Below are 24,084 nucleotides of genomic sequence, written 5' to 3' on the forward strand. Positions count from 1 at the left end.
CTTAAAGTATGCAAGTTCCGAAGCTAAATTTTGAAAACACGTTCGATTTCCAAATCAAACAAGACAAAGATACATTTTTTATCTATGATTTGGTAAGGAAAAACTGGCTTGTACTGACACCGGAAGAATGGGTGAGACAGCATTGGCTTCATTATTACAGATTTGTAAAAAAGAAAAATCTGTCGTCATTGATCCTTGAAAAAAAACTGGAGCTGAACGGAACTACAAAGCGAATCGACCTTCTCATCACCGAAAAAACAAAACCTAAAATATTACTGGAACTCAAAGCTCCGAATATTGCTTTGAAAGAAATCCACTTTGAGCAAGTGGCTCGTTACAACAGTTTAATTGGAGCAGAACAAATCATCATCAGCAACGGATTGCATCATATTTTTGCTGATTACAAAGACGGAAAATATCAGTTTTTGAATAATAAGGTTTGAGAAATTACAAATTAAAATCTCTCTTCGGATTGAAAAGATAAATCAAAAAGAAAAACAAAACGGAAACCGCCAAAAAGTATTGGTAATAATGAACTGCAGATTGTGAACTTATCGTAGTTTTGGTGGAACTTGAGGATTTTTGAAGTTCGCTGATAAGATTATTAATGGCATTATCAAGATTATTTCCGTCGAGATAATTACCACCTGTTGAATTAGCTATATTTTTAAGCGCTTTGGTTTGCAATTTGGAAACAACCGTTTCTCCATACATATCAGATTTGTAGCCCATCAATTGTCCGAAATAATATTCTGGAATTGGTGCACCTTCTTCGGTTCCTACACCAATCGTTGTTACTCTGATTCCTTCTTTTTTGGCAAGATTAATGGCTTCATCCTCGTGACCTTCATTATCCTCGCCATCACTTATTAAGACGATATTTCGGGAACCTTTTGTAATATTTTTGAATTTCTGAGCAGCGATTTGGATTGGTTTTAGAAAGTCTGTTCCTTGATTTTGAATAACGCTGGTTTCGATTCCTGAAAGATAAGTTTCAGCAGCAGAATAATCACTAGACAAAGGCATTACAGAATATGCATCACCTGCAAAAACAATGATTCCTACTCTATCATTGGTCATCTTTTGAAGAGAATTGATGATGATATTTTTCGCTTCTTCCAATCGACTCGGTTGGATATCCTGAGCATTCATCGAGTTGGAAACATCTAAAACGAAAATCGTACTGCTTACATTTTGCTGAACACTGATTTCTTCTTTTCCTCCCAAAAGGTCTATAATCGAAAATATTAAGAATAAAAATCCTAGTAAGTATAAAACTGGAAACAGCTTTGCAAAACCCGAAGTTTTCTCGAATAAGACTTCCTGAAATCTATCTTCAGCAAAAACATTTCTTCTTTTACTTTTCCAACGGACATAATGAATAATGAAGTAACCAATGACAGGCAACAACAGAAGCAACAACAGATACCAGTAATTTCCTAAATACCAATTCATCAGCTTAATTCAAAATTTTAAAAATTACCCATCTCAACAAAGCATCCAACAATAGAAATCCTAAAGCTATCCAAAGAAAAATCCTGAAATATTCTTCATAATTATACAATTTCGAAGTTTTCACTTCTGATTTTTCTAATTGATTAATCTCGTCATAAACATTCTGAAGACTGCTGTTGGAAGTCGCACGGAAATATTTTCCACCAGTCAACTGTGCAATATCCATCAAAGTATTTTCATCGATTTCGGTTTTTTGTTCCGTGAAAACAATGTCTCCGAAAATATTAGTTCCTGTTGGGAAAGCGGCAAAACCATTGCTCCCAATTCCAACCGTATAAACTTTAATACTGTTATTTTTTGCTAACTCTGCGGCAATTTGTGGCGGCATCGCGTTCAAAACGGTATTCACACCATCGGTCATCAAAATGATGATTTTACTTTTGGCTTTACTTTTTTTCAAATGATTGACATCTACAGAAAGTCCTTCTCCAATTGCGGTTCCGGGTTGTAATTCGAGAGGATTCAGTTGATTTAATTCATCAATCACAACTTGGTGATCGGTTGTCAAAGGAACTTTGGTATAAGCTTCTCCCGAATACGCCACCAAACCAATTCTGTCATTTTCTCTTTTATTAACGAAATCAATCGCGATTTTCTTCAACGCTGTCAATCTGTCTGGGTCAAGGTCTTTCGCCATCATACTCAAGGAAACGTCCACTGAAAGCATAATATCAATTCCCTTAGACTCATCTCTGTCTTGAGAAATTGTATAAGTTCTCGGTCTTGCCAAAGCAATAATCAAAGCGGAAAGAATGAAATATTTCGAAATCTTCAGAAAAGTCATTACCTGCGAAATGTTTCCGCTCGGTTGCATATTTTTGACCGAAGGCACAGCAATTCCTCTACTCTTTTTCTTGCCCGAATCCAATATCAATAATGGAATGAACAAAATAAAAAGCAGTAAAAACCACGGACTGTAAAACTCGAAATTCATTTATTTGGTTGTCGGTTGATTGTTGTTGGTTTTTATTTAAGTTTTCTAATTTTAGATTTGTCTGCATCTGAAAGTTCTGGAATAGAAACATTCCTAAGATTTTCCGCTTCTACATCTTTCGTAGAACGTTTTACAAAGTCTCTGATTGCTGTAAAATCTTTAGCCATTAATTCTTTTGTAGGAATGGTTTTCGCAAATTTCACAAGGTCGCCACGCAAGAATATATCTTCCACGATTTTTTCATTTTCCTGAGAAATCGCATTCGTGTTTTTCATATAATCTATCAAATCATCCGTCAGCAAAACATCCGCAGGAATCTGATATTGTTTGGTGATAAAAGTTCTTGTAATATCAATCAATTCCACATAGAACGCACGGAAATTTTCGTTCTCGATGTAATTTTTCTTTCTGAGTTTTTCCAAATCCTTCAATGTTTGATTCGTCGTAACAACAGGGCTCGATTTGCGTTTCTTTCCGTATTTTATAATTCCGATAATTAAAACAATAATGGCAATAATCATCAAGGCGACAAGAACGTAAAACTTATACAAATCCCAATAATCTTGGACATTCAGTTCCACTTCTTTATTCTTCATTATGTCATTAATCTGGTCACCTTTTTTTGCGGTATTAATGACTTCCACTTCGTACGGAATTGTCTTCATAATTTTTCCGCCTACCTTCACTTCAATCTCGGGAATCTTAAATTTTCCTTCCTCAAAAATGGCAAATTTTACGGAGCGTAGATAGATATCTTTCTGTTTCGCAATACTGTCATTGACGATTTCGAAGTGAAAAGGCAGCAACTCGTTCCTTGGTGCAATCTGAACATCTTTCCCGTCCAAATCCAAAATCTGAATTTTGAAAACCGCAACTTCGCCTAAAGCCAAAGTCGTTTTGTCCAGATTCGATGATAAGGTTTGTGAAAATCCTAACGAAAAAAAGAATATAAAAAACGAAAAAAATATTTTAAATAATCTGTAAGGCATTTATATAGTTGACAGTTGTTAGTCTATTTTGTATTGATTCTTTATTCTTTACTCTTGTTTCTTTTTCTATTTTCTGAAATATTGATACAAAAATTTGCTGTAATCATCAGAAGTTTTGATATCTAAAAAATTGGCAGAAGAATTCTCGAATTCTTCCTTAATGTGTCGCATTTTCTGTTTCTGTTGTTCTGCAAATTCATAACGCCATCTTGCACTGGAAGTATTCGCCCAGACTTGTTTTCCGGTTTCAGCATCACGAAACAATGCATAACCGATATCGGGAATCTCCATATCTTTTTCATCAAAAACCCGAAGTCCCAAAACCTGATGTTTTCTTGCAGTGACATTCAGGATTTTCTGGTCAAACTCGTCCTCGAAATCAGAAAAAACAAAAACCAAGGATTTTCTTTTGAAAACGCTCATCATATAATTGAAAGCCGAATTCAAATCGGACTCGGCAGGAACATAATCGGCCGACAAAATATTACTAACAATAGACAAAACGTGTTTTCTTCCTTTTTGTGGAGGAACGACTTTCAGAACTTTATCTGCGTATAAAATCAATCCAACTTTATCGTTATTTCCTGTCGCCGAAAATCCGAGAGAAGCACAGATTTCTGCAACATATTCTCTTTTCAGTTGGGTTTTGGTTCCGTAATCCATAGATGCTGAAATATCCACAACCAGCAACATTGTCAGTTCTCGCTCCTCTTCCATTACTTTCACGAATGGTTCGCGGAAACGTGCTGTTTTGTTCCAATCGATTCGTCTTGTGTCATCTCCAAATTGGTATTGTCGAACCTCAGAAAATGTCATTCCCTGACCTTTGAAAGCACTGTGATATTGCCCCATAAGTGATGCTTCCGTTTTCTTTCGAGTTCGGATTTCTATTTGCTTTACTTTTTTGACGATATCTTTTATCTGCATTATCTTACTTTTTTTAAATAGATAAAATGTTCTTCAGATTTCTTCAAAACATAATTGTTCCAGAAGTTTTCATCGTTGAGATTATCTACAGAAAAATTCCATTTTGTAAGTTTACCTAAATCATCCACAACATTTAATCCAAATTCTAGGTCATTCTTTATTGTTTTTGGAGATAAATAATTCCATTCATACAAACCACCTTCATAATCAACAAAATAATGAATTATTTTTTCTCCTTTTTTATTCGTAAACAAGACAGGATTCAGAGCAATATTTCTTGTTTTAGGTAAAATTACGGAATGATTGCTGAATTTAGTTATTACTTTGTCCTTAATCAAATTTTCGTAATAAGGTTTGAAAACATCATCTGTTTTTTCATTTTCGAATTTTTCATTTTCAATATTATTTTCGCCCCTCAATCTATCCGCAACAATCTCATAAAAACCTATATAATCACGATTATTGATTTCCTCAGTCTCCCACATACCTTCACCATATTTCTTCCAATCTTTATTTTTTGTTAAATCTTCAACTTTGGCAAAAAGTTGTGTTTCCCAAAAATCTGAATTAAAATCTGTAGAATTATCTTTGAAAAAATTAAGTCCTTGTAAATTATTAAAATATGACAATTGCCCATCTTTCAAATCCTTCGAATTAAAATAAGTTACATTTGATTTTCTATAAAACCATTTATCATTATACTTCACACCTTCTACAATGTAAGCATAATTTGAGGGTTTATCATTTAAATAATTTTTATCTGTAATTTTCTTATCTGTAAAAATTTTAACATTTTTATCATTATTATTTTTTGTCAACTCGCCGAAACCTTTTGCATTACTTTGTTTCAGAAAAAAGCAACAAATTTGGTTTCATCTTCATTTTTCAAAAGCTGAAAAATATCTTTAGTTTCTACATCTTTCTCATTAACAATTTTTTCAACGAAATTTTTGTCAAACTTTTTATTAAAATATTCTTCTTCCAGAATCTGAAACCTTGTTTCACTTAGATTTCTTTGATTTTTTAAAGCTGGATTATTGATTGCAATTTCTCTAACAATATCATCAATAGCTTTTGACATCGCATTATTTATACAACACTGCAAAGATTTACCGTCACAAGAGAACTCGAAACCCTGATTATAAAGTTCTCCTTTATAACTCTGTTCAATAACTACAGCATTTTTATTGTCATCAAATAACTGCAATTCTATATCAGCATATTTTTTTCCTTTTTCTTTATAAAATTCTATTTTTTTAAAGTTGACAACATATTGCAATTTATGTTCTTCATATAATTTTTTAAAATCTTCGGGCTTTCCTGATATTTTTTCGGGAGATAGTTTTACCAATACATTAGGAAATCTTTCTACGAACCTATATAAAAGAAAATCTGAAGTAAGAACAGAGGTTTGCTTGAAAAAATCTGAATCTTTTTGAAAATCGATAAGACTTTTCGTATAAATTTTCAAATTTTCTGGTTGATTTTCAAATTCTTCTGAAGCAAATAGAACATCGCTGTTCTTATCTAATTTCTCATTAATTTTTGATTTTAAACTATTATTAAAACTGATAATTTCCTTTTCAAAAGATTTCTCATATTTTGTTTCATAAGGAGATAACACCAAAATTTGTGGCTCAAAATTATTTTGTCCAAAAATTGTTATTGCTAAAAACAAAAAAAATAAAGAAAAGTATTTCATTTAATCATTTTGACGGTTATCGGTTGATAGTTTTCAAATCATCTCTTTTCTTAATATATAATAATTCGACAACTGACCACTATCAACTGATAAACCTAATTGTTTAAGGTGCTTGAACCTTACTAAGAATTCTATTTACGATTTCGTCCTGAGTTACTTCTTCTGCTTCCGCTTCGAAACTCAATCCAATTCTGTGTCTTAAAACATCTTTTGCAATTTCTTTCACATCTTCAGGAATTACAAATGCTCTTCCTTTGATGAAAGCGTAAGCTCTGGAAGCAATTGCTAAATTGATACTCGCTCTTGGCGATGCACCGAAACTGATATAATTTTTAAGCTCAGACAATCCATATTTTTCAGGATAACGTGTTGCGAAAACCATATCCAATATATATTTTTCGATTTTCTCGTCCAGATAGATTTGATTGATGAGTTTTTTGGCTTCGACAATTTGTTCAAGATTAACGACTTGTCTGATTTGAGGAATATCTTGTGTAGAAATCATCCGCATTACCTTTCTTTCATCTTCAAACTCCGGATAATCGATTTTACACTTCAGCATAAAACGGTCGGTTTGTGCCTCGGGCAAAAGATAAGTTCCTTCCTGGTCTATTGGATTTTGAGTAGCTAATACAAGAAACGGTTTCGGCAAAGGCATTGTTTCATCGCCAATTGTTACTTGCTTTTCCTGCATTACTTCCAAAAGTGCGGACTGAACTTTCGCTGGTGCTCTGTTAATCTCATCAGCCAAAACGAAGTTCGCAAATACAGGGCCTTTTTTTATAGTGAAATCGTTGTCTTTTACATTATAAATCATTGTTCCCACAACATCTGCAGGCAACAAATCCGGCGTAAACTGTATCCGTGAAAACTGTCCGTGAACAGCTTCTGCCAAAGTTTTGATTGCTAAAGTTTTTGCCAAACCGGGAACACCTTCCAAAAGAACGTGACCATTTCCCAGAAGTCCAATCAAAAGACGGTCAATCATATATTCCTGACCGATAATAGCGCGGTTGATTTCTTGTTTTAGGATATTAAAAAAGTAATTCTGTTCTTTTACTTTCTCTGTAAGTTGTCTGATATCTTCTGCTTGATTCAATTCTGACATAGTTAATCTTAATAATTGGTAAATTTCATATAAAAACCTGCAACTGCAAACACAACAATTGCTAATCTTGCGTTAAATATTTGTTAAAGTAGTTTTTGGTTGCTAGCTGATGGTTGTCAGGCTGAGTCTCTCGAAGCCTTTTCAATAAGATACTCAATCATTATTACGTTATATTAGCTCTTTTTCATACATTTATAACTTTAAATTAAATTTTTAAAATGAATTATCATTTTGCCAATCATAGACAAGTCAGAAAAAATCTGCTTGACCTATTACAAAACACTTCAGAAAAAGACCTTCTTACAATCCCTGACGGATTCAATAATAATATCTACTGGAATATCGCTCATTGTATTGCCCAACAACAATTGCTTTGTTATTATCTCAGTGGAAACCAGTTCCGAATTGACAAATACTGGGTAGAAACTTATAAAAAAGGAACTTTTGCCAACGTCGATGTAAAACAGTCCGAAATGGAAGATTTGGCTTATCTTCTGATAGAAACTTCAAAGATTTTGATGAAAGATTTCGACAATGATTTTTTCTCAGATTACACACCTTATTCTACAAGTTTTGGAATTGATTTGAAGAATATTCAGGATGCTATTATTTTCAACAATATGCATGAGAGTATTCATTACGGTTACATTTTGGCTCAGAAAAGAGCTTTGATTGGAGAGGGACTCAGCAGTTTATAAATGATGAATTATCAGTGATAAATGATTTCTTTTAATTATCGATTTCTTTTTCCGATTTTAATTTTAGGATTATTATCATTTTCAAAATCTGAAAATGAAAGATTCAGATATTATCTGCCAATCAGTAAAACTCAAGAAATTGAAGTTTTCTATTTGACTTGGGAAGATACTAATTTACCCAATTTCATCAAAACATCAGATTACAAAAAGTACGTTGACAATGCAGAGTTGATTGATTATTGTTTCTACGTTGATTCTAAAAACCCTGAAAAAAGACAATTCAAAATTCCGACTACAACAGATAAATTGATTAAGAGAATCCCATTGACAATCAAAGGAAAATTCTTCAAAACAAAACAGTTTGATGATACTTTTCCTACTCCATTATTTGAAGATCTGCGAAAAACCGGCGATTTGAAATTTAAAACCGAGAATGATGAGTTTTTGGTTTTTGTTTTGGATTAAGGATTAAACCACAAAAGTCACAAAAGTCTATAACACTTAAGTCAATTTAGGTTAAAATTAAATTCTCAAAACAAGTTCAATTTAGAAATGGAAATCTTTGATTCTCTAAACTTAAGTACACTGATGTGAACTTTATTAACAATCTTTTTCATCAACTTAGGTGTTTACATTTTCCCTTTTGTGACTTTTGTGGTTTATTCTCGAACTTTACAATTTCGTTAAGAGAAAACTAATTACAAAAACCTTACTTTTGTAAATTCAAAATCTCATTAATGAATCAAGAGAAAAAAGACGATTTTATCTTCGGACTTAGACCAGTTTTAGAAGCTTTAGAAGCAGGAAAAACTATTGACAAAATTTTTGTTCAGAATGCTTTGCAAGGTGAAATCTATATCGAACTCAAACAGCTTTTATCAAAACATAACATCCGTCCCAACTACGTTCCGGTAGAAAAACTGAATCGTTTTACCAGAAAAAACCATCAAGGTGTAGTTGCATTCATCTCAGATGTTCCTTTTCATAAGATTGAGGACATTTTGCCACAGATTTTCGAGGCTGGGAAAACACCTTTTATCCTTGTTCTTGACAGATTGACCGATGTTAGAAACTTTGGAGCAATCTGTAGAACTGCAGAATGTGTAGGCGTTGATGCTGTTATCATCCCTGAAAAAGGAGCAGCTCCAATTAATTCGGATGCTATTAAAACTTCGGCTGGAGCAATTTATAACATCAAAATCTGTAAAGAAAAAAATCTGGCGCATACTGTTGATTTTCTGCAACAAAGCGGCGTTTCCGTTTTTGCGGCGACAGAAAAGGCGCAGAAATTGATATATGATGTCGACTTCAAAGAACCTTGCGCCATCGTAATGGGAAATGAAGAAACTGGAATCTCCAAAGAAGTGCTTCATCACGCTGATGAAAAAATAAAACTTCCGATAGAAGGTAAAACCCAGTCTCTGAACGTCTCTGTAGCTTGTGGAGCCATTCTTTATGAAGCCGTGAGACAGAAAATAAAATAAGAAACAAGAATCAAGAACAAAGAGAAAAGATTCTTAAAATCAAATTAAATGAAAAAATTAACAGCGCTTGCGCTAATTGCAATAACATTAGTAGCTTGTAAAAAAGAAACCAAAACCATTACAAGAGTTGACCCAAAAACGGGAAAAACAGAAACTGTAACCGTAGAAGTTTCCTCTGAAGAAGCTGCAAAACCAAAAGCGATTGCTGATAGCAGTGGGATTTATAAGCAAAAATTCATTCTGGAAAAAGGAACCACTTATCCGTTAGTTTCTTATCAAAGAGAAATCCAACAGTTGACTTCACCAGACGGAAAAACAGTTTCCGGAACAAGTGAAACAACAGACGAAATGTCCATAACAGTCAATGATTTCAAAGACAACATCTACGATTTGACTCTGAATATGGTTGGAAAAAGAATGTCAACAACAGCTAACGGAAAAACGGTTTCTATTGATACTAAAAAACCAGCTCCCAAAGAAGATAATCTAAAAATGGATTACATCGTGAGCAAAGGTTTAGCTGGCAACAAATTGAATGTTAAAATGGACACTTACGGAAACATCAAATCCATAACAGGTTTTGAATCTGTTCATAACAACTTAAGAAAAGCTATTGCAGGAACTGTAAAAGATACCAAACAGCAAGATGCTTTTATAGAAAGTTTCAAAGCTGGTTTTAACGAGGAAATGATGAAAGAACAATTAAGCAAAAACCTTAAATTGATTCCTGCCAAAGGAACAAAAATCGGAGAAAAATGGACAACTTTCGAAGATATTGACCCAAGTGGAAAATTGAAACAAACTTTGACCTTCACGTTGGTAAAAGTTGAAGATGGAAAAGCGGAAATTAGTGTAACTGGTGTAATTCCTTATAAATCTGACAAACAAAGCCAAAACGGAATGACACATACAATGAGTATGGGCGGTTCTGAAAGCGGAAAAATCATCATCGATGAAAATACAGGTTGGCTTCTGAACCAAAACCTTTCCGTAAAAACAAATCAGAAAGAAACTTTGTCAGACGGAAAACAGTCGCAAAGTATGACCAAAAACTCTACAACATCTATTATTATTAATCCTTCTTATAAATAAAAAAATTAGGAAATGAAATACATTTTCGAATTCATACTAGCAACCATCATCATATTCTTCGTTTGGAATATTTTGAAACGATTGTTTTTCAATGCATTCTATAAAAATTTCCCGAATCTTAATCCAAGAAATCAGCAACAGAACGAGCAAACCAATTCTAAAAAAATGCCCAACAAAAAAGTAAATTGGGATGCAGAAACGGTAGATTATGAGGAAGTGAAGGAAGAGAAGAAAAGTTAGTTTAAATCTTAACTAAAATAAACACAAAACCTTTTAGATTTTTAAGTCTGAAAGGTTTTTTAATATTAAATTTGGAAAGTGAATTTTTAAAATTATATAATTATTCCAAAAAATTGATTTTAAATCTAGTATCTGGAGTCTAATATCTAACATCTATATATGTTCAAAAACAAGAAAAATATCCTATTCGTTATCGCCAGTCTGGTGATTTTCGTTTTGCTGGCAGTTTTATATGCAAATCCAGTAATTTCCGGAAAACGTCTGATGCAACACGACATCGTTTTCTACAAAGGTGGCGCGGAAGAACTTTTGCAATATCGTGCGAATAACGAAAACGAAACTTACTGGAGTGATGCAATGTTTGGCGGAATGCCAACTTATCAGACCGGAGCACAGTTCCGAGGCGATATTATCAAAAAAATTGATGACTTGTTTTTGTTCCTTCCAAAACCTGCTAATTACCTTTTCTTGCTATTTGCCGGATTTTTCTTTTTGGGAATGGTCGCAGTCCGTAATTGGAAGTATGCTTTGCTTGGTGCAACGTTCTTTGGATTGTCCACATATTTCTACATTATTATTGCTGCTGGACACAACGGAAAAGTTCACACTATTGCTTATTTCGCGCCACTTGTTGCGGGAATAATACTTGTCTATTTTAGAAAAAAATATATTCTCGGATTTATTACCACAGCCCTTTTTGCAGGTTTGCAGATTTGTGCGAATCACCCACAGATGACTTATTATCTGTTCCTTGGATTAGGATTTTTATTCTTGTCTGAATTAATAAGAGCTATCAAAGGAAAAATCGAATGGAAACATTTCTTGATTTCTTCCGGAATTGTGGGATTTGCAGTCATAATCGGAGTTGGAATGAACTCTCAAAGAATTATGGCCAATGCAGAATATGTGAAAGAAACAGTGCGTGGAAAACAAATCCTGAACACTGGTTCTCACACCGCCGGGAAATCCGGAATGGATAAAGAAAGTATCACAATGTGGAGCTACGGAAAACTGGAAACTTTGAATCTTTTCATTCCTAGATTAATGGGAGGCGGAAGTCAGGAACCGGGTTCTGACAAAATGATGGAACACGTACAGGAACTAGCTCAGGAAAATATCAAATCTCAGCAGGAATACGAAATGATGATGAAAGGTTTTGGAAGTCTCACCTATTGGGGCGACCAACCGAGCACATCTGGACCCGCTTATCAAGGTGCAGTTGTTTGTTTTTTGGCAGTTTTAGGATTTTTCTTTGCTGGAAAAAAGTACAGATATTGGATTTTAGGCGCTTCGATTTTGACAGTTTTATTAGCTTGGGGAAGCAATTTCCCAGTTCTGACAGATTTCTTTATCGATTATGTTCCGATGTATAATAAATTCCGTGCACCGTCTTCTATCTTAGTAGTTGTCGAATTTCTGTTCCCTCTCATTGCAATTCTTGGATTGTATAAATTCTTTACCGATGAAAATCTAACAGAAGAATACAAAAAGAAAATTTTGCTTTACGTTTCCGGAACAGTTCTCGGAATCACTTTAATTTTGATGCTTTTTGGGAAAGGAATTTTAGGTTTCTATACAGCCAATGAGAAAACTTATCTTCCTCCATTTTTATTGGATTATCTGGTGGATGAAAGAGCGTCGATGTTCCAAACAGATGCACTCAAAGCAATTATCTATGTTTTGATTACTGCAGGCGTTTTATTTTTAGGATTGAAGAAAAAACTGAATATCAATATTATCTTACTAATTATCGGAGTTGTAAGTTTATTCGACCTTTGGACGGTTAACAGACGTTATTTGAACGATGATAATTTCGTGGATAAAACTTTTGCTGATTATCCTTTCCAGACAGAAAATTCGGAATATCTGATGAGTAAAGCTGGAAATGACTCCTTTGTTCAAAGTCTTTTACAACAGACCAATGTCAATAAAGCTTTGCAAACAATCGCTGAGAAAGATAAAGACCATTACAGGATTTTCAACAATGTTTTAGGAACTTTCAGTGAGACCAATACTTCTTATTTCAAATCTTCAATCGGAGGTTATCACGCTGTGAAATTGAGACGTTACGATGACTTGATCAACCAATATTTCGGAGCAACGGACCCAGAAAAAACACCAAAAATTTTGAACTTGTTGAATACCAAATACTTCTTGGTTGGAGACCAGCAAAATCCTCAAATCGTTCCAAATCCGGAAGCGAACGGCAATGCGTGGTTTGTTTCTGACATCAAATTCGTGAACAATCCAAACGAAGAATTGAACGAAACCGGAAATGTTGATACGAAGAAAATTGCGGTAATTTCTAAAGATGATAAAGCATATTTCAACGGAAAAAATTTGGTTAAGGATTCAACAGCTTATTTGGCTTTAAAAACTTATCAACCCAACGAATTATCATTTGATTCTTCTTCTAAAACGCCTCAGTTAGCTGTATTTTCAGAAATCTATTATCCTCACGGTTGGAATATTTATTTGGATGGTTCAAAAGTAGATTACATCAAAGCAGATTATCTTTTGAGAGCACTTTATGTTCCTGCAGGAAAACATAAAATTGAAATGAAATTTGAACCCGCTGTTATCGAAAAAGGGAAATTATTCTCTTTGATAAGTTTCGGATTGTTTATTTTATTGAGTTTGATTGGTGGTTATTTTCTGTTTAAGGATTCTAAAAAATCCGAGGTTGCGGAAGTGTAACTATTAAAAAAATTACAATCATTTATTTTTCAACAATTTAAAAACCTTAAATAAGCAAAAAATTTAAATTCTTAATCGTAATTATATTTGTGTTTATTAATTAAATTTTTATTTATATGAACGAAAAATTAACCGAATTAGAATTCAATGCTTATGAACTTATTAAAAAATTTGCTAGTGAAAGGAACGAATTTTTTGAATTAACTCAAATTGAAAATGGCTATGATTTAAAAAGTGAATCATACCATTTTAAAACTATATGGAAAAACCAAATTTGGTATCTTGTAGTAATTCATGATGAGAAAGAATACTATTTTGATGGTACCAATGACAATTTTCCTTTTAGAAACAAACGAACTTATATTGGAGAATGGGAAATTCACTTCAATGATATTATAGGAAAATAATGTTAATTAATAAAAGCAACTCGAATCGAGTTGCTTTTGATTTTTATTAGCCTAAATTTAATTTCGATAAGTTTTGACTAAACTAAATTATTATGACAAAATCCCTAGCCCCGATGGGAACGGCATCCTTTTTTGTCATTGCGCTGAAAAGTTTCAAATTGAGAGTTTCACATCTTTCGCAATGACAAAAAAGATACAGTGGACAGCGGGAATAGCTCCTTAAAAATATCTAATTATTCCAATTTAGGAAATGACAACCAAAACAAAAAAAAGCAACTCAAAATTGAGTTGCTTTAATTTTTTGCTTGAGCTTAGGATTACTTTCTGATTCCTAATTCAGCGATGATTGCTCTATATCTGTTGATATCTTTTTTCTTCAAGTAATCTAAAAGAGATTTTCTTTTACCTACCAATTTCACTAGAGATCTCTCTGTGTTGAAATCGTGACGATTAGCTTTCAAGTGCTGAGTCAAGTGGTTGATTCTAAAAGTGAATAGAGCAACTTGTCCTTCAGCTGTTCCTGTGTCTTGTGCAGATTTACCGTGCTTCGCGAAAATTTCTGCTTTTTTTTCTGTTGTTAAATACATTCCAATATTATTTTAATGATTATTATGTAAATCGGATGCAAAGATAAGATTTATTTCCGGATTAGAAACTGTAAATCAAAAAATTATCATTTCTCCTCTATCAGATAGTTTTTCACAGCCTCAAAATCAACCGAAAATTCTACAGATTTTTTATCTTTTTTATTGAAAGCATCTAGTTTTTCGGGGATTTCAACTTTCTCCTTCAAAACATCTTCCACCACTTCTACAAACTTTGCAGGATGAGCCGTTTCTAATAAAACGCCAACAAAGTCTTCACTCAGTCTGTCACTCTGAGCTTGTCGAAGAGCCTCCAAACCAAGATATGCAACCGCTCCGTGCGGATCAAGTGTGTAATCCAATTCTTTTTTAACTTCTTGCATTGCTTTTTTCGTTGCTTCATCTGAAAAAGAATAAGACTCAATCTCTTTTTTGAATTCTGAAACATCATTATTGAACAAGCTTTTCATTCTTTCAAAATTACTTGGATTTCCAACATCCATTGCATTACTAATCGTTTGTTTGGAAGGTTTTGCTTCGTAATTTCCAGTTTCCAAGAACTTCGGAACAACATCATTTTCATTAGTTGAAGCGACGAACTGATGAATCGGCAATCCCATTTTCTTAGCAAACAATCCCGCTGTTAAGTTCCCAAAATTTCCACTCGGAACCGAGAAAACAATCGGTTTTCCTAATTTTTGTAATTGTGCAAATGCCCAGAAATAATAAAATGATTGCGGAATCAACCTCGCAATGTTGATACTATTTGCTGATGTTAAAGTGAATTTCTGATTCAATTCTTCATCGGATAAAATTTGTTTTGCCAAAGCCTGACAATCGTCAAAAGTCCCATCGATTTCCAAAGCTTTGATATTTCCGCCCCAAGTTGTCAATTGTTTTTCCTGCAACGGACTCACTTTTCCTTTAGGATAAAGAATGTAAACCTCAATTCCCGGAACTCCGAAAAATCCAGACGCAACCGCACTTCCCGTATCACCAGAAGTTGCTGCAATTACTTTCATTGGTTTTCCTTCGGAGAAATAAGCCATCATTCTGGCCATAAATCTCGCCCCAACATCTTTGAAAGCCATCGTCGGACCGTGGAATAATTCTAAGGAATAAACATCCTCTGAGATTTTGACGGCTGGAATTTCGAAGTTCAAAACTTCATCGATGATTTCTTTTAAGTGGTCATCGGAAATAGATTCGCCAAGAAATTCTTTTGCTACTCGAAAACCTATTTCCTGTAAACTAAGATTAGGCAGATTTTCAAAAAAATCAATTTCTAATTGTGGAATATACTCTGGCATAAAAAGTCCACCGTCATCTGCCAAACCTTTTAGAATGGCTGTTTTTATATTAGTTTCTTCTTGTTGTCTTGTTGATATGTATTTCATTTTGTTGATAGTTGTTAGTTGTCGGTTGACAGTCTTTCCTCTTTGTTATTTATTCTTTTATCTTTAAAGAACTCTTGCGCCTTCGTCATTAATTTTCGTTACAAAAGCTTCGCTTTCTATATTTTTTTGATTGAGTAATTCCTTGATTTTGAATGAAATTTCTTCCGCTGTTTCTTTCTTTTCGCACAAAGCAAAAACCGACGGACCAGAACCAGAAATCCCGAAACCAGTCGCACCGTTATCCAAAGCCAATTGTTTCATCTCATAAAAATATGGAATCAACATTGCACGAACAGGTTCTATGATGACATCTTCCATACTTCGGCTAACCAAATCCAAATCGTTGGTGCAAAAACCGGCAACCAAACCTGCAACATTTCCCCATTGCTGTACAGCAGATTTGAGACTAATTCTTTCTTTGATGATTTTCCTCGCCTCGCCTGTCGGAACATCTATATGCGGATGAACAGAAACCACCGACAAATCTTTTGGATAAGGTAGTTTGATTGCATCTAAAGGTTCGTAACTTCTCACCAAAACCAAACCACCCAAAAGCGACGGAGCAACATTGTCCGCGTGTGCATTTCCGCAGGCAATTCTCTCGCCTTCCATCGCCAATGGCAACAATTCTTGTTTTGTGTATGGTTTCCCCATCAATTCATTAATCGCGACTAAAGCTGCAACACTGCTCGCTGCGCTAGAACCCATTCCGCTGTTCAGTGGCATTTTTTTATAAAGCTCAATATCAATTCCTTGATTGGAGCTGATTTTTTCCAGAAATAATCTAATGACGTGCGAAACAACATTCTTATTCGGGTCTTTCGGAAGTTTTCCGTTATCGCCCTCGATTTTTGTGATGACGATTTGATTGGAATCATTCTTTTTCAAGATGATTTCATCGCCGGGTTCTTCTATTGCAAAACCGAGAACATCGTAACCACAAACGACATTAGCAACTGTAGCCGGAGCAAAAACTTTTATAGAATCCATTTTTAATTATTAATTGTTAATGGTAAATTGTTAATTGATTTGTGTTAAAAATTAATCATTGATAATTAATCATTAACAATTATTATTGAGCTGTAACTCTTACTAAATCTGCAAAAACACCTGCAGCTGTAACTTCTGCACCTGCGCCCGGACCTTTTACAACTAACGGCGTATTTTTATACCTTGAAGTTGTGAACGAAATGATATTATCACTTCCTGACAATCCGAAAAATGGATGATTAGCATCTACAATCTGAACTTCGATGTTGATTTTTTCATCTTCAAGAACACCAATTAATCTCAATTTTCTTCCGGAATTTTCTGCGTCGTTTTTGAAGGATGAAAAGTAAGGTTCGTGCTTTTCTAGTTCTTCGTAAAATGCAGGAATCGAATCTGCTTTGAGGCAAGCTTCTGGTAAGAAATCTTTGATATTGACATTTGACATCTCCAACGGCAATCCGATTTCTCTTCCAAGAATCAGCATTTTTCTGGAGAAATCCATTCCGTTCAAATCATCTCTTGGGTCCGGTTCTGTATAACCTAATTCCTGAGCCGTTTTTACAACCTCAGCAAAAGTTTTATCACCGACATAATTATTAAAAATGTAAGAAATTGTTCCTGACAAAATCGCTTCGATTTTCAGAATTTCGTCACCTGAAATCCAAAGGTCATTTAGTGTTTTAATGATTGGAAGTCCGGCTCCAACATTGGTCTCGTATAAGAAACTAACATTGTTCTTTTTTGCTAATCTTTTGAACTTACTGTATTGCTCGTAAGACGAAGAATTTCCTTTTTTGTTACAAGTTACAATCGAGATATTATTATTGAATAACAATGGATACTCTGCAACAACATCCTCGCTGGAAGTATTGTCCACAAAAACTAAATTAGGTAAACTTTTACTTAAAATAGAATTTATAAATTCTTTTAAATCTGATTTTTGTAAATTAGAATTAAAGTTATTATTTAAATCAAAATCTGATTCTGGATTATCGAAAATTTTCATTTCCCGACTGTTGGTAATTCCTACAACATTGATTTTAATCTGATGATTTTCTTCGAGATTTTTCTGTTCTCTTTCCAATTGTCGGAACAATTCTTTCCCGATATTTCCTGTTCCTGCAAACATCACATTGAAGGTTTTTACCGGTGAAAGCAATAGAGAATCGTGAACGACATTCAGCGCTTTTGAAAGTTCATTTCTTTCAATCACGGCAGAAATATTGAGCTCAGATGAACCTTGTGCAATCGCAATAATGTTGATTCCGTTTTTGCCCAAAGCATTAAAAAACTTTCCACTGATTCCTCTCGTTTTTTTCATATTCTCACCAACGACAGAAAGAATACTTAGCTCATTATCGAACTGCGGTTCATCTATTTTGCTGGAATTAATTTCAAAATCAAATTCTTCATAGATCGCTGTTTTTGCTTTTTTCTCATCATCGAAAGAAACCACAAACGAAATACTGTGTTCAGAGCTTGCCTGCGTAATAAGAATAACATTGACCTCGTATCTCGCCAAAGCATTGAACAATCTTCCACTGAAACCTTTCATACCAATCATCCCGTTTCCGGTAATATTGATGAGGCAAGTTTTCTCGATGGAGACAATTCCTTTAATCAAACCTTTTGAAATTTCAGATTTTTGATGAATCAAAGTTCCTTGACTTTCGGGCTTAAAAGTATTTTTAATGTAAATCGGAATTTGGCTTTCGATAGCAGGAATCATTGTTGGCGGATAAATCACTTTTGCACCGAAATACGACATTTCCATTGCTTCTTGGTAACTCAATTCAGATTGAGAAAATGCATTCTTTACTAATCTTGGGTCAGCCGTTAGGAAACCGTCAACATCTGTCCAAATCTGGATTTCGTCAGCTTTCAAACCAGCACCTAAAATTGCTGCGGTGTAATCGGAACCTCCTCTTCCCAAAGTTGTTGTATCGTCATTTTTATCTTTTGCGATAAAACCCGTAACAACATAAACTTGATTTTCCAGTTTCCAGTTTTTAAGGTTTTCATTGGTTTTTTTAGAATCGACATTGGCGTTTCCGAAATGAGAATCTGTTGCAATTAACTTTCTTGAATCTTGGAAAACTGCAGGAAAACCTTCAGATTGAAGAAAAGCAGAAACAATCTTGCTCGACATCTGTTCTCCGTAAGAAAGCAATCTATCCTTGATTCTGTCTGATAATTCACCTAGATTTTTAACACTGAACAAAACATCTTCAATCTCATTGAAACTTACTTTTACCATCATCAATAATGGATTTTGAGCCGTCCTTGGCAATAATTCTGAAATAATTTGATAATGCTTTTCTTCAGCAGATTTTAAGATTTCAGAAAAATCGTTTTGTTTCAAAGCTTCTTGCGATGCCAATAAAAGTGCATTCGTGATTCCTGACAAAGCGGAACAAACAACGATTAAAGATTTGTCTTTATTAAATTCTTTCTCAATGATTGATTTTACATTTCTCAATGCTTCTACACTTCCAACCGAAGTTCCCCCAAATTTTAAAATTTTCATTATTTGATATTCTTATTTTTTAAACACTTCGACTCCGCTCAGTGTGACAATTCTAAATATTATAACATTTACTCAAAACAAAAAGCCTTTCTGAATTCAGAAAGGCTTTTTGTTAATTATCTATTTTTTCACAATATCACAAACACACCTTTCTGCAACTACTAATTGTAGTTGTTGTAGAAATCGTTGTTGTGATTGTAAAATTCATTATCGTTTTGTAAATCTTTTACGAAAGTATGAAAACATTTTTCATCTGCAAATTTTAAAAGCATTTTTTTAAAATTAATTCAATAAATCATCAAAATTTCTGAATTTGGAAATTTCAATAAAATTATCATTTAAAATTTTATCATTGATTATCAGTTACTTAAATATTTAATTTAAAATTATTTACTACTTTGTATTGCATAATACCATTCTATTTATATATCTTTGTAATGTAAAGTTAGAGAAGCGAGTTCGAAGCTGACTTAAAAACTTAAGAAAGCAAGAACATTAAACTTTATAATTATTTGAATTTTAACCAAACAATTAATATGAATACCGAGAACACAAAAGCGCAAATGCGAAAAGGAATTCTGGAATTCTGTATTTTGAGCCTTATCCAACAACGCGAAATGTATGTTTCCGACCTGATAGAATCTCTCAAAAAAGGAAAACTGGATGTAGTGGAAGGAACTCTTTATCCTCTCCTTACAAGATTGAAAAACGGCGAATTCCTCGCTTACAGATGGGAAGAATCTACAAGCGGACCGCCAAGAAAGTATTATCAGATTACTGAAAAAGGAAGTCTCTTCCTAGCAGAATTACAAACCACTTGGCAGGAATTGACAGATTCCGTCAACCAAATCACATCAAACTCTCACTCTCAAAACTAATATTATGAACAAGACATTATCTATAGCACTCGCAGGGTTCTCTTTTATGATAGATGAACACGCTTACATCAAGCTTAGCGATTATCTGAATGCCTTGAGAAATTCTCTAGACGCTCAGGAAGCAGACGAAGTAATGCACGATATTGAAATCCGAATGGTCGAGATTTTCAAAGAAGTACTTGCCAAAAGAGAAGTTATCAACGATTCTGACGTAGAAAAAGTAATTGCTCAAATCGGAACACCAGAACAAATTGATGAGCAAGAAGAAGCTTATTTCTCTGAAGGAAAACAAAGTAAATCAAAATCCTCTACAAGCTACAGCAGTTACAGCAGTAATTCTCAGAAACAATTGTTCCGTGACCCAGAAAGACAAAAAATTGCCGGAGTTTGCGCAGGTTTAGGAGCTTACTTTGGAATGGATATCACTTGGATGAGATTGATTTGGGTTGGTGCATTTTTATTCCTTTGGGTAGCTCCAGGTTCATCTTTCTTAGTCGTGATTTTATATTTCATTCTTTGGGCAGTTTTACCAAAAGCAGAATCAGCTTCTGATTTTTTGAAGATGAAAGGAAAACCTTTAAACTTCGATAACCTAAAGGAAGAATCCAGCAAAATAGTGCAGTTTGCCAATGAGACAACTACAAGAGCAGGAGAAATCTATAATGAGAATCGTCCTAAAATCGGTTCTGCAGGAGATTCTTTCTTGAAAGTTCTGAAATATTGTCTTGCTATTTTGCTAGCATTAATGGCAGCAGGATGTTTCATCGGATTGTTCGCAATGATGTTTGCTTATGGTTCTGATAAATTCGGAATGGACAATAATCTTGGATTTTATCTTGAGGAAAACAATCTTGGTTATCTGTTGCTTGCGATTGCAGCTTTGCCAACAATTATCTTCGGAGTTGCATTCTTATTATTATCAATCAAATTATTCTCACCAAAATCAAAATTCAATTATGTTGGACCAGTTCTTGGAACTTTAGGAATCATTTGGATTATCTTAATAGGAGTATTAGCAGCGAGCGCATCAAGCTTCAACTTCCGATATAGTGGAGAAAATGAAGATTTTGAAAATATCTCAATCACAGCTCCTAACGACACCATCTATCTTGATAGTAAAAAGGTTAATATTCCTGAAAACTTCAAAGCTTATTTTGGCAAAATATATTCTGATAAAGCTACGATTTACAAAAAAGATTGGCCAAGTGTAGAAATCACAAGAAGAGATGATATCAAAACACCTTACATTATCATCAAAAAAGAAGCTGACGGATATAATCAACCTCTTAAGATGAAAGTTCCTGTGGAAATCCGAGGTAACAGAATTCTTCTTCCAAACTATTTTGAGTATCCTTATGAATACAGATTTAGAGATTACAGATTAGATTACGAGTTGGTAGTTCCTTCTAGAATGAAAATCATCAATGAGAAAGAATACGAAATCAGCACTCGTGGAGATGACGACGATGATGACAATGATAACGATTATGATAATCACAACAACCACGGAATCACGGTTGAGAAAAACAAAATCAATATCAACGGAACTACAATCGAGTATAACTCCGAAGAAAGTGATAGCGTGAAAATCAATGGGAAAAATTATTCTAAAGATTCTGCAGATGTTGTTTTGGAAAGAATGAAATTAGATGACCAAGTTAAGAAAAGCATCAAAGACTTGAACATCAACATCAAGGACGGAAAGAAAGAAATTTCTATCAAAACTAAATAAATTGAGAGTGGATTAGTTGAAAAGCGGGCAAAAGTCTTAGGACTTCCGCTTTTCTCCTAGTTCTCAAATCAAAGCCATCACAAAATATTAACTATGAAAACTTATATTATTCTACTTTTGATATTTTTCACCACTCTATTAAAAGCGCAAACGCATCGTTTTGTTTATCAATTTGATTACAAACCAGACTCCACTTCGGAGAATAAAAGACACACCAATATGGTTTTGGATGTTAATCCAGATGAAGTTAAATTTTACGAATTCGGACACTTGAGAAATGATTCTATCAACAAAAATGGTGGAAGAAGTTATAGCTGGAGCGGCGTTCCTGCTTTGAAACGCAAAAAAAACTCATCAGAAAACACCAATTATGAAATGATGAAAGATTATATGTCTTATACCACTAATGATAAGATGGATTGGAAATTGGAAGATGAGACCAAGCAATCTGCACAATATACTTTACAAAAAGCCACCACAAATTTTGGAGGAAGACATTGGACAGCTTGGTTCTGTAAAGATGTAAATATCTCCGAAGGACCTTACAAATTTCGCGGGTTGCCAGGTTTAATCTTCGAATTGAATGATGACAAAGACAATTTTAATTTCAAATTGATAAAAAGTGACAAACTGGCTACAACTTATGAAACATTTGATTTCTTAGAAAACTTCGGAAGTAAAAAATCACTTAACGTTCCTATAGCTCGATTCAAAAAAATGCAATTGGACTTCTTCAACGATCCATTGAGCGAGATGAAGGAAAAATTTGATAAGATAGAACCTGGAACTTTTAAAGTTGCCGGCGTGGAAGTAAGAAGCAAAGATCAGTTCAAAGATCTTACAAAGAAAGTACAAGAACACATTCTTAAAACTTATAATCCACTAGACTTGACCAATGCTGTAAATTACCCAGCAATTAATTGATAATTTAATAAAATTTTAACTATTCAATTATTAAAAAAGCAAAATTATTATTAAATTTGTTATTACAAATAAACTTCTAATCACAAAAAGCCACAACAATGATTCAATTAGTACTAGAAATCGCAATCAGATTGGTAGATTTCATCAGCAACTTGTTTTGAGACGTAAAGAATACTTAGATATTTCTTAAAAATAAACATATTTTGTAAATTTGTAAAGTATGACCGTTATGGTTATACTTTTTTTTATGAAAAAAATCTTAGCTAAAATCATTCTTAAAATCATCGGATGGAAAGTGGTACTTCAAGGCGATGTTGACAATCTTGACAGGTGCATCCTTGTAGTTGCTCCACATACCGACAATAGTGAGTATATCTTAGGTAATCTCGCCTATTGGTCCCTTGGAAAAAAACTAAAAATCATCATTAAGGACGCTCACACAAAAGCTTGGTATGGAGCAATTGTAAAGGGAATTGGTGGAATTGGGATAGATCGTTCTCAGAAAAATGATCTTGTTAATTTTGTTGCTAACGAATTTAAGAAAGATGACTTCAGTCTTGTAATTACTCCAGAAGGAACAAGAAGTTGGGTTCCAAAATGGAGAAAAGGATTTTACAATATGGCTTTGACTGCAAAAGTCCCAATTGTTTTAGCTGGCGGAGATTACAAAAGAAAAACAATCAATTTGGGTTATAAAATTCCTTATGAAAAATTGGAGACTCATACTTTTGAGGAAATAATGCAGGAGATTCAGGATTTTTATATCCAATATGATATCACGCCTAAACATCCTGAAAATTGGAATCCAAAAATCTATTAATAATGGAAGAATCAAGAAAAAAAGAAATATTAGACCACCTCAACAAAGCGAGTAAAAATACGTTAGGCGAAACTCTGGAAATCACTTACACAGATGTTTCCGACGACTATCTTTCAGCCACAATGCCTGTCAATTCAAGAGTTCATCAACCTTATGGAATTATGCACGGAGGCGCAAGTTGTGTTTTGGCAGAGACTTTGGGTTCTTGTCTTTCGTTGATTAATCTAGACACAACTAAATCCGTTCCCGTTGGTACAAACATCAATAGCAATCACTTAAGAGCAATAAGAGAAGGTATCGTTACAGGAACTGCAACTTTTATCAGAAAAGGCAACACAATGCACGTCTCGCAAATCGAAATTCGTGATGAGAAAGGTCACCTCATCAATCACACAACTATGACGAATAACATTGTTCCTGTCGGGAAAGTTTAATATTT

General features: G+C 33.9%; 24 protein-coding genes. 13 read left to right on the top strand and 11 right to left on the bottom strand.

Annotation, left to right across the window (positions count from 1 at the left end; translation table 11 throughout):
• Positions 1-8 precede the first annotated feature (8 nt).
• A complete protein-coding gene (locus RTY06_RS09250; protein ID WP_312824423.1) occupies positions 9-443 on the top strand; it encodes a type I restriction enzyme HsdR N-terminal domain-containing protein in 435 nt (144 codons plus the stop codon).
• A gap of 4 nt (positions 444-447) precedes the next feature.
• Here RTY06_RS09250 and RTY06_RS09255 read toward each other — a convergent pair whose 3' ends face one another.
• From RTY06_RS09255 to RTY06_RS09285, 7 genes are all read right to left on the bottom strand, one after another.
• On the bottom strand, positions 448-1,455 hold the full coding sequence (locus tag RTY06_RS09255; RefSeq protein ID WP_312824424.1) for a VWA domain-containing protein: 1,008 nt from the start codon (positions 1,453-1,455) through the stop codon (positions 448-450).
• Between the two features lie 4 nt (positions 1,456-1,459).
• Complete coding sequence (locus tag RTY06_RS09260; RefSeq protein ID WP_312824425.1) at positions 1,460-2,449, bottom strand: VWA domain-containing protein; 990 nt, start codon at positions 2,447-2,449, stop codon at positions 1,460-1,462.
• Between the two features lie 32 nt (positions 2,450-2,481).
• Positions 2,482-3,438, bottom strand: coding sequence for a BatD family protein (locus tag RTY06_RS09265; protein WP_312824426.1), 957 nt, complete (start codon positions 3,436-3,438; stop codon positions 2,482-2,484).
• A 66-nt stretch (positions 3,439-3,504) separates the two neighbouring features.
• Positions 3,505-4,365 (bottom strand): DUF58 domain-containing protein, encoded by an 861-nt coding sequence (locus RTY06_RS09270; RefSeq protein WP_312824427.1) that lies wholly within the window; start codon positions 4,363-4,365, stop codon positions 3,505-3,507.
• Positions 4,365-5,183 (bottom strand): hypothetical protein, encoded by an 819-nt coding sequence (locus RTY06_RS09275; RefSeq protein WP_312824429.1) that lies wholly within the window; start codon positions 5,181-5,183, stop codon positions 4,365-4,367. Before RTY06_RS09275 ends, RTY06_RS09270 begins: the two co-directional genes overlap by 1 nt.
• A 29-nt stretch (positions 5,184-5,212) precedes the next feature.
• Entirely contained in the window at positions 5,213-6,067 is an 855-nt protein-coding gene (locus RTY06_RS09280) for a hypothetical protein (protein WP_312824431.1), read from the bottom strand.
• Positions 6,068-6,170: 103 nt separating this feature from the next.
• Positions 6,171-7,175, bottom strand: a complete 1,005-nt coding sequence (locus RTY06_RS09285; RefSeq protein ID WP_312824432.1) for a MoxR family ATPase — start codon at positions 7,173-7,175, stop codon at positions 6,171-6,173.
• Positions 7,176-7,393: 218 nt separating this feature from the next.
• On the opposite strand from RTY06_RS09285, the gene RTY06_RS09290 reads away from it, so the two are divergent.
• The 7 genes from RTY06_RS09290 (at position 7,394) to RTY06_RS09320 (ending at position 13,793) form a co-directional block, all read left to right on the top strand.
• Positions 7,394-7,873: a DinB family protein gene (locus tag RTY06_RS09290; RefSeq protein WP_116034357.1), complete on the top strand. Its 480-nt coding sequence runs from the start codon at positions 7,394-7,396 to the stop codon at positions 7,871-7,873.
• Between the two features lie 21 nt (positions 7,874-7,894).
• Positions 7,895-8,338 (top strand): hypothetical protein, encoded by a 444-nt coding sequence (locus tag RTY06_RS09295; protein WP_312824433.1) that lies wholly within the window; start codon positions 7,895-7,897, stop codon positions 8,336-8,338.
• Positions 8,339-8,610: 272 nt separating this feature from the next.
• Entirely contained in the window at positions 8,611-9,357 is a 747-nt protein-coding gene (rlmB, locus tag RTY06_RS09300) for a 23S rRNA (guanosine(2251)-2'-O)-methyltransferase RlmB (protein WP_312824434.1), read from the top strand.
• A gap of 48 nt (positions 9,358-9,405) precedes the next feature.
• Complete coding sequence (locus tag RTY06_RS09305; protein WP_312824435.1) at positions 9,406-10,449, top strand: DUF6263 family protein; 1,044 nt, start codon at positions 9,406-9,408, stop codon at positions 10,447-10,449.
• Positions 10,450-10,461: 12 nt separating this feature from the next.
• Entirely contained in the window at positions 10,462-10,689 is a 228-nt protein-coding gene (locus RTY06_RS09310) for a hypothetical protein (protein WP_312824436.1), read from the top strand.
• Between the two features lie 159 nt (positions 10,690-10,848).
• Entirely contained in the window at positions 10,849-13,386 is a 2,538-nt protein-coding gene (locus RTY06_RS09315) for a YfhO family protein (RefSeq protein WP_312824437.1), read from the top strand.
• Positions 13,387-13,502: 116 nt separating this feature from the next.
• A complete protein-coding gene (locus RTY06_RS09320) occupies positions 13,503-13,793 on the top strand; it encodes a hypothetical protein (protein WP_312824438.1) in 291 nt (96 codons plus the stop codon).
• A gap of 317 nt (positions 13,794-14,110) precedes the next feature.
• On the opposite strand, the gene rpsO is transcribed toward RTY06_RS09320, so the two are convergent.
• The 4 genes from rpsO to thrA all read right to left on the bottom strand — a co-directional run bounded on the left by rpsO (position 14,111) and on the right by thrA (position 19,291).
• A complete protein-coding gene (gene rpsO, locus RTY06_RS09325; RefSeq protein ID WP_312824440.1) occupies positions 14,111-14,380 on the bottom strand; it encodes a 30S ribosomal protein S15 in 270 nt (89 codons plus the stop codon).
• Between the two features lie 86 nt (positions 14,381-14,466).
• Positions 14,467-15,774 (bottom strand): threonine synthase, encoded by a 1,308-nt coding sequence (thrC, locus tag RTY06_RS09330; RefSeq protein WP_312824442.1) that lies wholly within the window; start codon positions 15,772-15,774, stop codon positions 14,467-14,469.
• A 63-nt stretch (positions 15,775-15,837) separates the two neighbouring features.
• A complete protein-coding gene (locus tag RTY06_RS09335; RefSeq protein WP_312824443.1) occupies positions 15,838-16,764 on the bottom strand; it encodes a homoserine kinase in 927 nt (308 codons plus the stop codon).
• Between the two features lie 82 nt (positions 16,765-16,846).
• The gene (thrA, locus tag RTY06_RS09340) at positions 16,847-19,291 is read right to left on the bottom strand and encodes a bifunctional aspartate kinase/homoserine dehydrogenase I (RefSeq protein WP_312824444.1); all 2,445 of its coding nucleotides are present in this window, start codon (positions 19,289-19,291) and stop codon (positions 16,847-16,849) included.
• A gap of 536 nt (positions 19,292-19,827) precedes the next feature.
• Between thrA and RTY06_RS09345 the strand changes: the two genes are divergently transcribed.
• The 5 genes from RTY06_RS09345 (at position 19,828) to RTY06_RS09365 (ending at position 24,079) form a co-directional block, all read left to right on the top strand.
• Positions 19,828-20,169, top strand: a complete 342-nt coding sequence (locus RTY06_RS09345) for a PadR family transcriptional regulator (protein WP_027382663.1) — start codon at positions 19,828-19,830, stop codon at positions 20,167-20,169.
• 4 nt (positions 20,170-20,173) lie between these two features.
• Positions 20,174-21,901 (top strand): PspC domain-containing protein, encoded by a 1,728-nt coding sequence (locus RTY06_RS09350; protein WP_312824445.1) that lies wholly within the window; start codon positions 20,174-20,176, stop codon positions 21,899-21,901.
• A 93-nt stretch (positions 21,902-21,994) separates the two neighbouring features.
• Positions 21,995-22,825, top strand: a complete 831-nt coding sequence (locus tag RTY06_RS09355) for a GLPGLI family protein (RefSeq protein ID WP_312824447.1) — start codon at positions 21,995-21,997, stop codon at positions 22,823-22,825.
• Between the two features lie 247 nt (positions 22,826-23,072).
• A complete protein-coding gene (locus RTY06_RS09360) occupies positions 23,073-23,645 on the top strand; it encodes a 1-acyl-sn-glycerol-3-phosphate acyltransferase (RefSeq protein WP_312824448.1) in 573 nt (190 codons plus the stop codon).
• Between the two features lie 2 nt (positions 23,646-23,647).
• Positions 23,648-24,079, top strand: coding sequence for a hotdog fold thioesterase (locus tag RTY06_RS09365; protein WP_312824449.1), 432 nt, complete (start codon positions 23,648-23,650; stop codon positions 24,077-24,079).
• Positions 24,080-24,084 lie beyond the last annotated feature (5 nt).

The sequence above is a fragment of the Epilithonimonas sp. genome, from assembly GCF_032055105.1.
Taxonomy (GTDB): Bacteria; Bacteroidota; Bacteroidia; order Flavobacteriales; family Weeksellaceae; genus Epilithonimonas.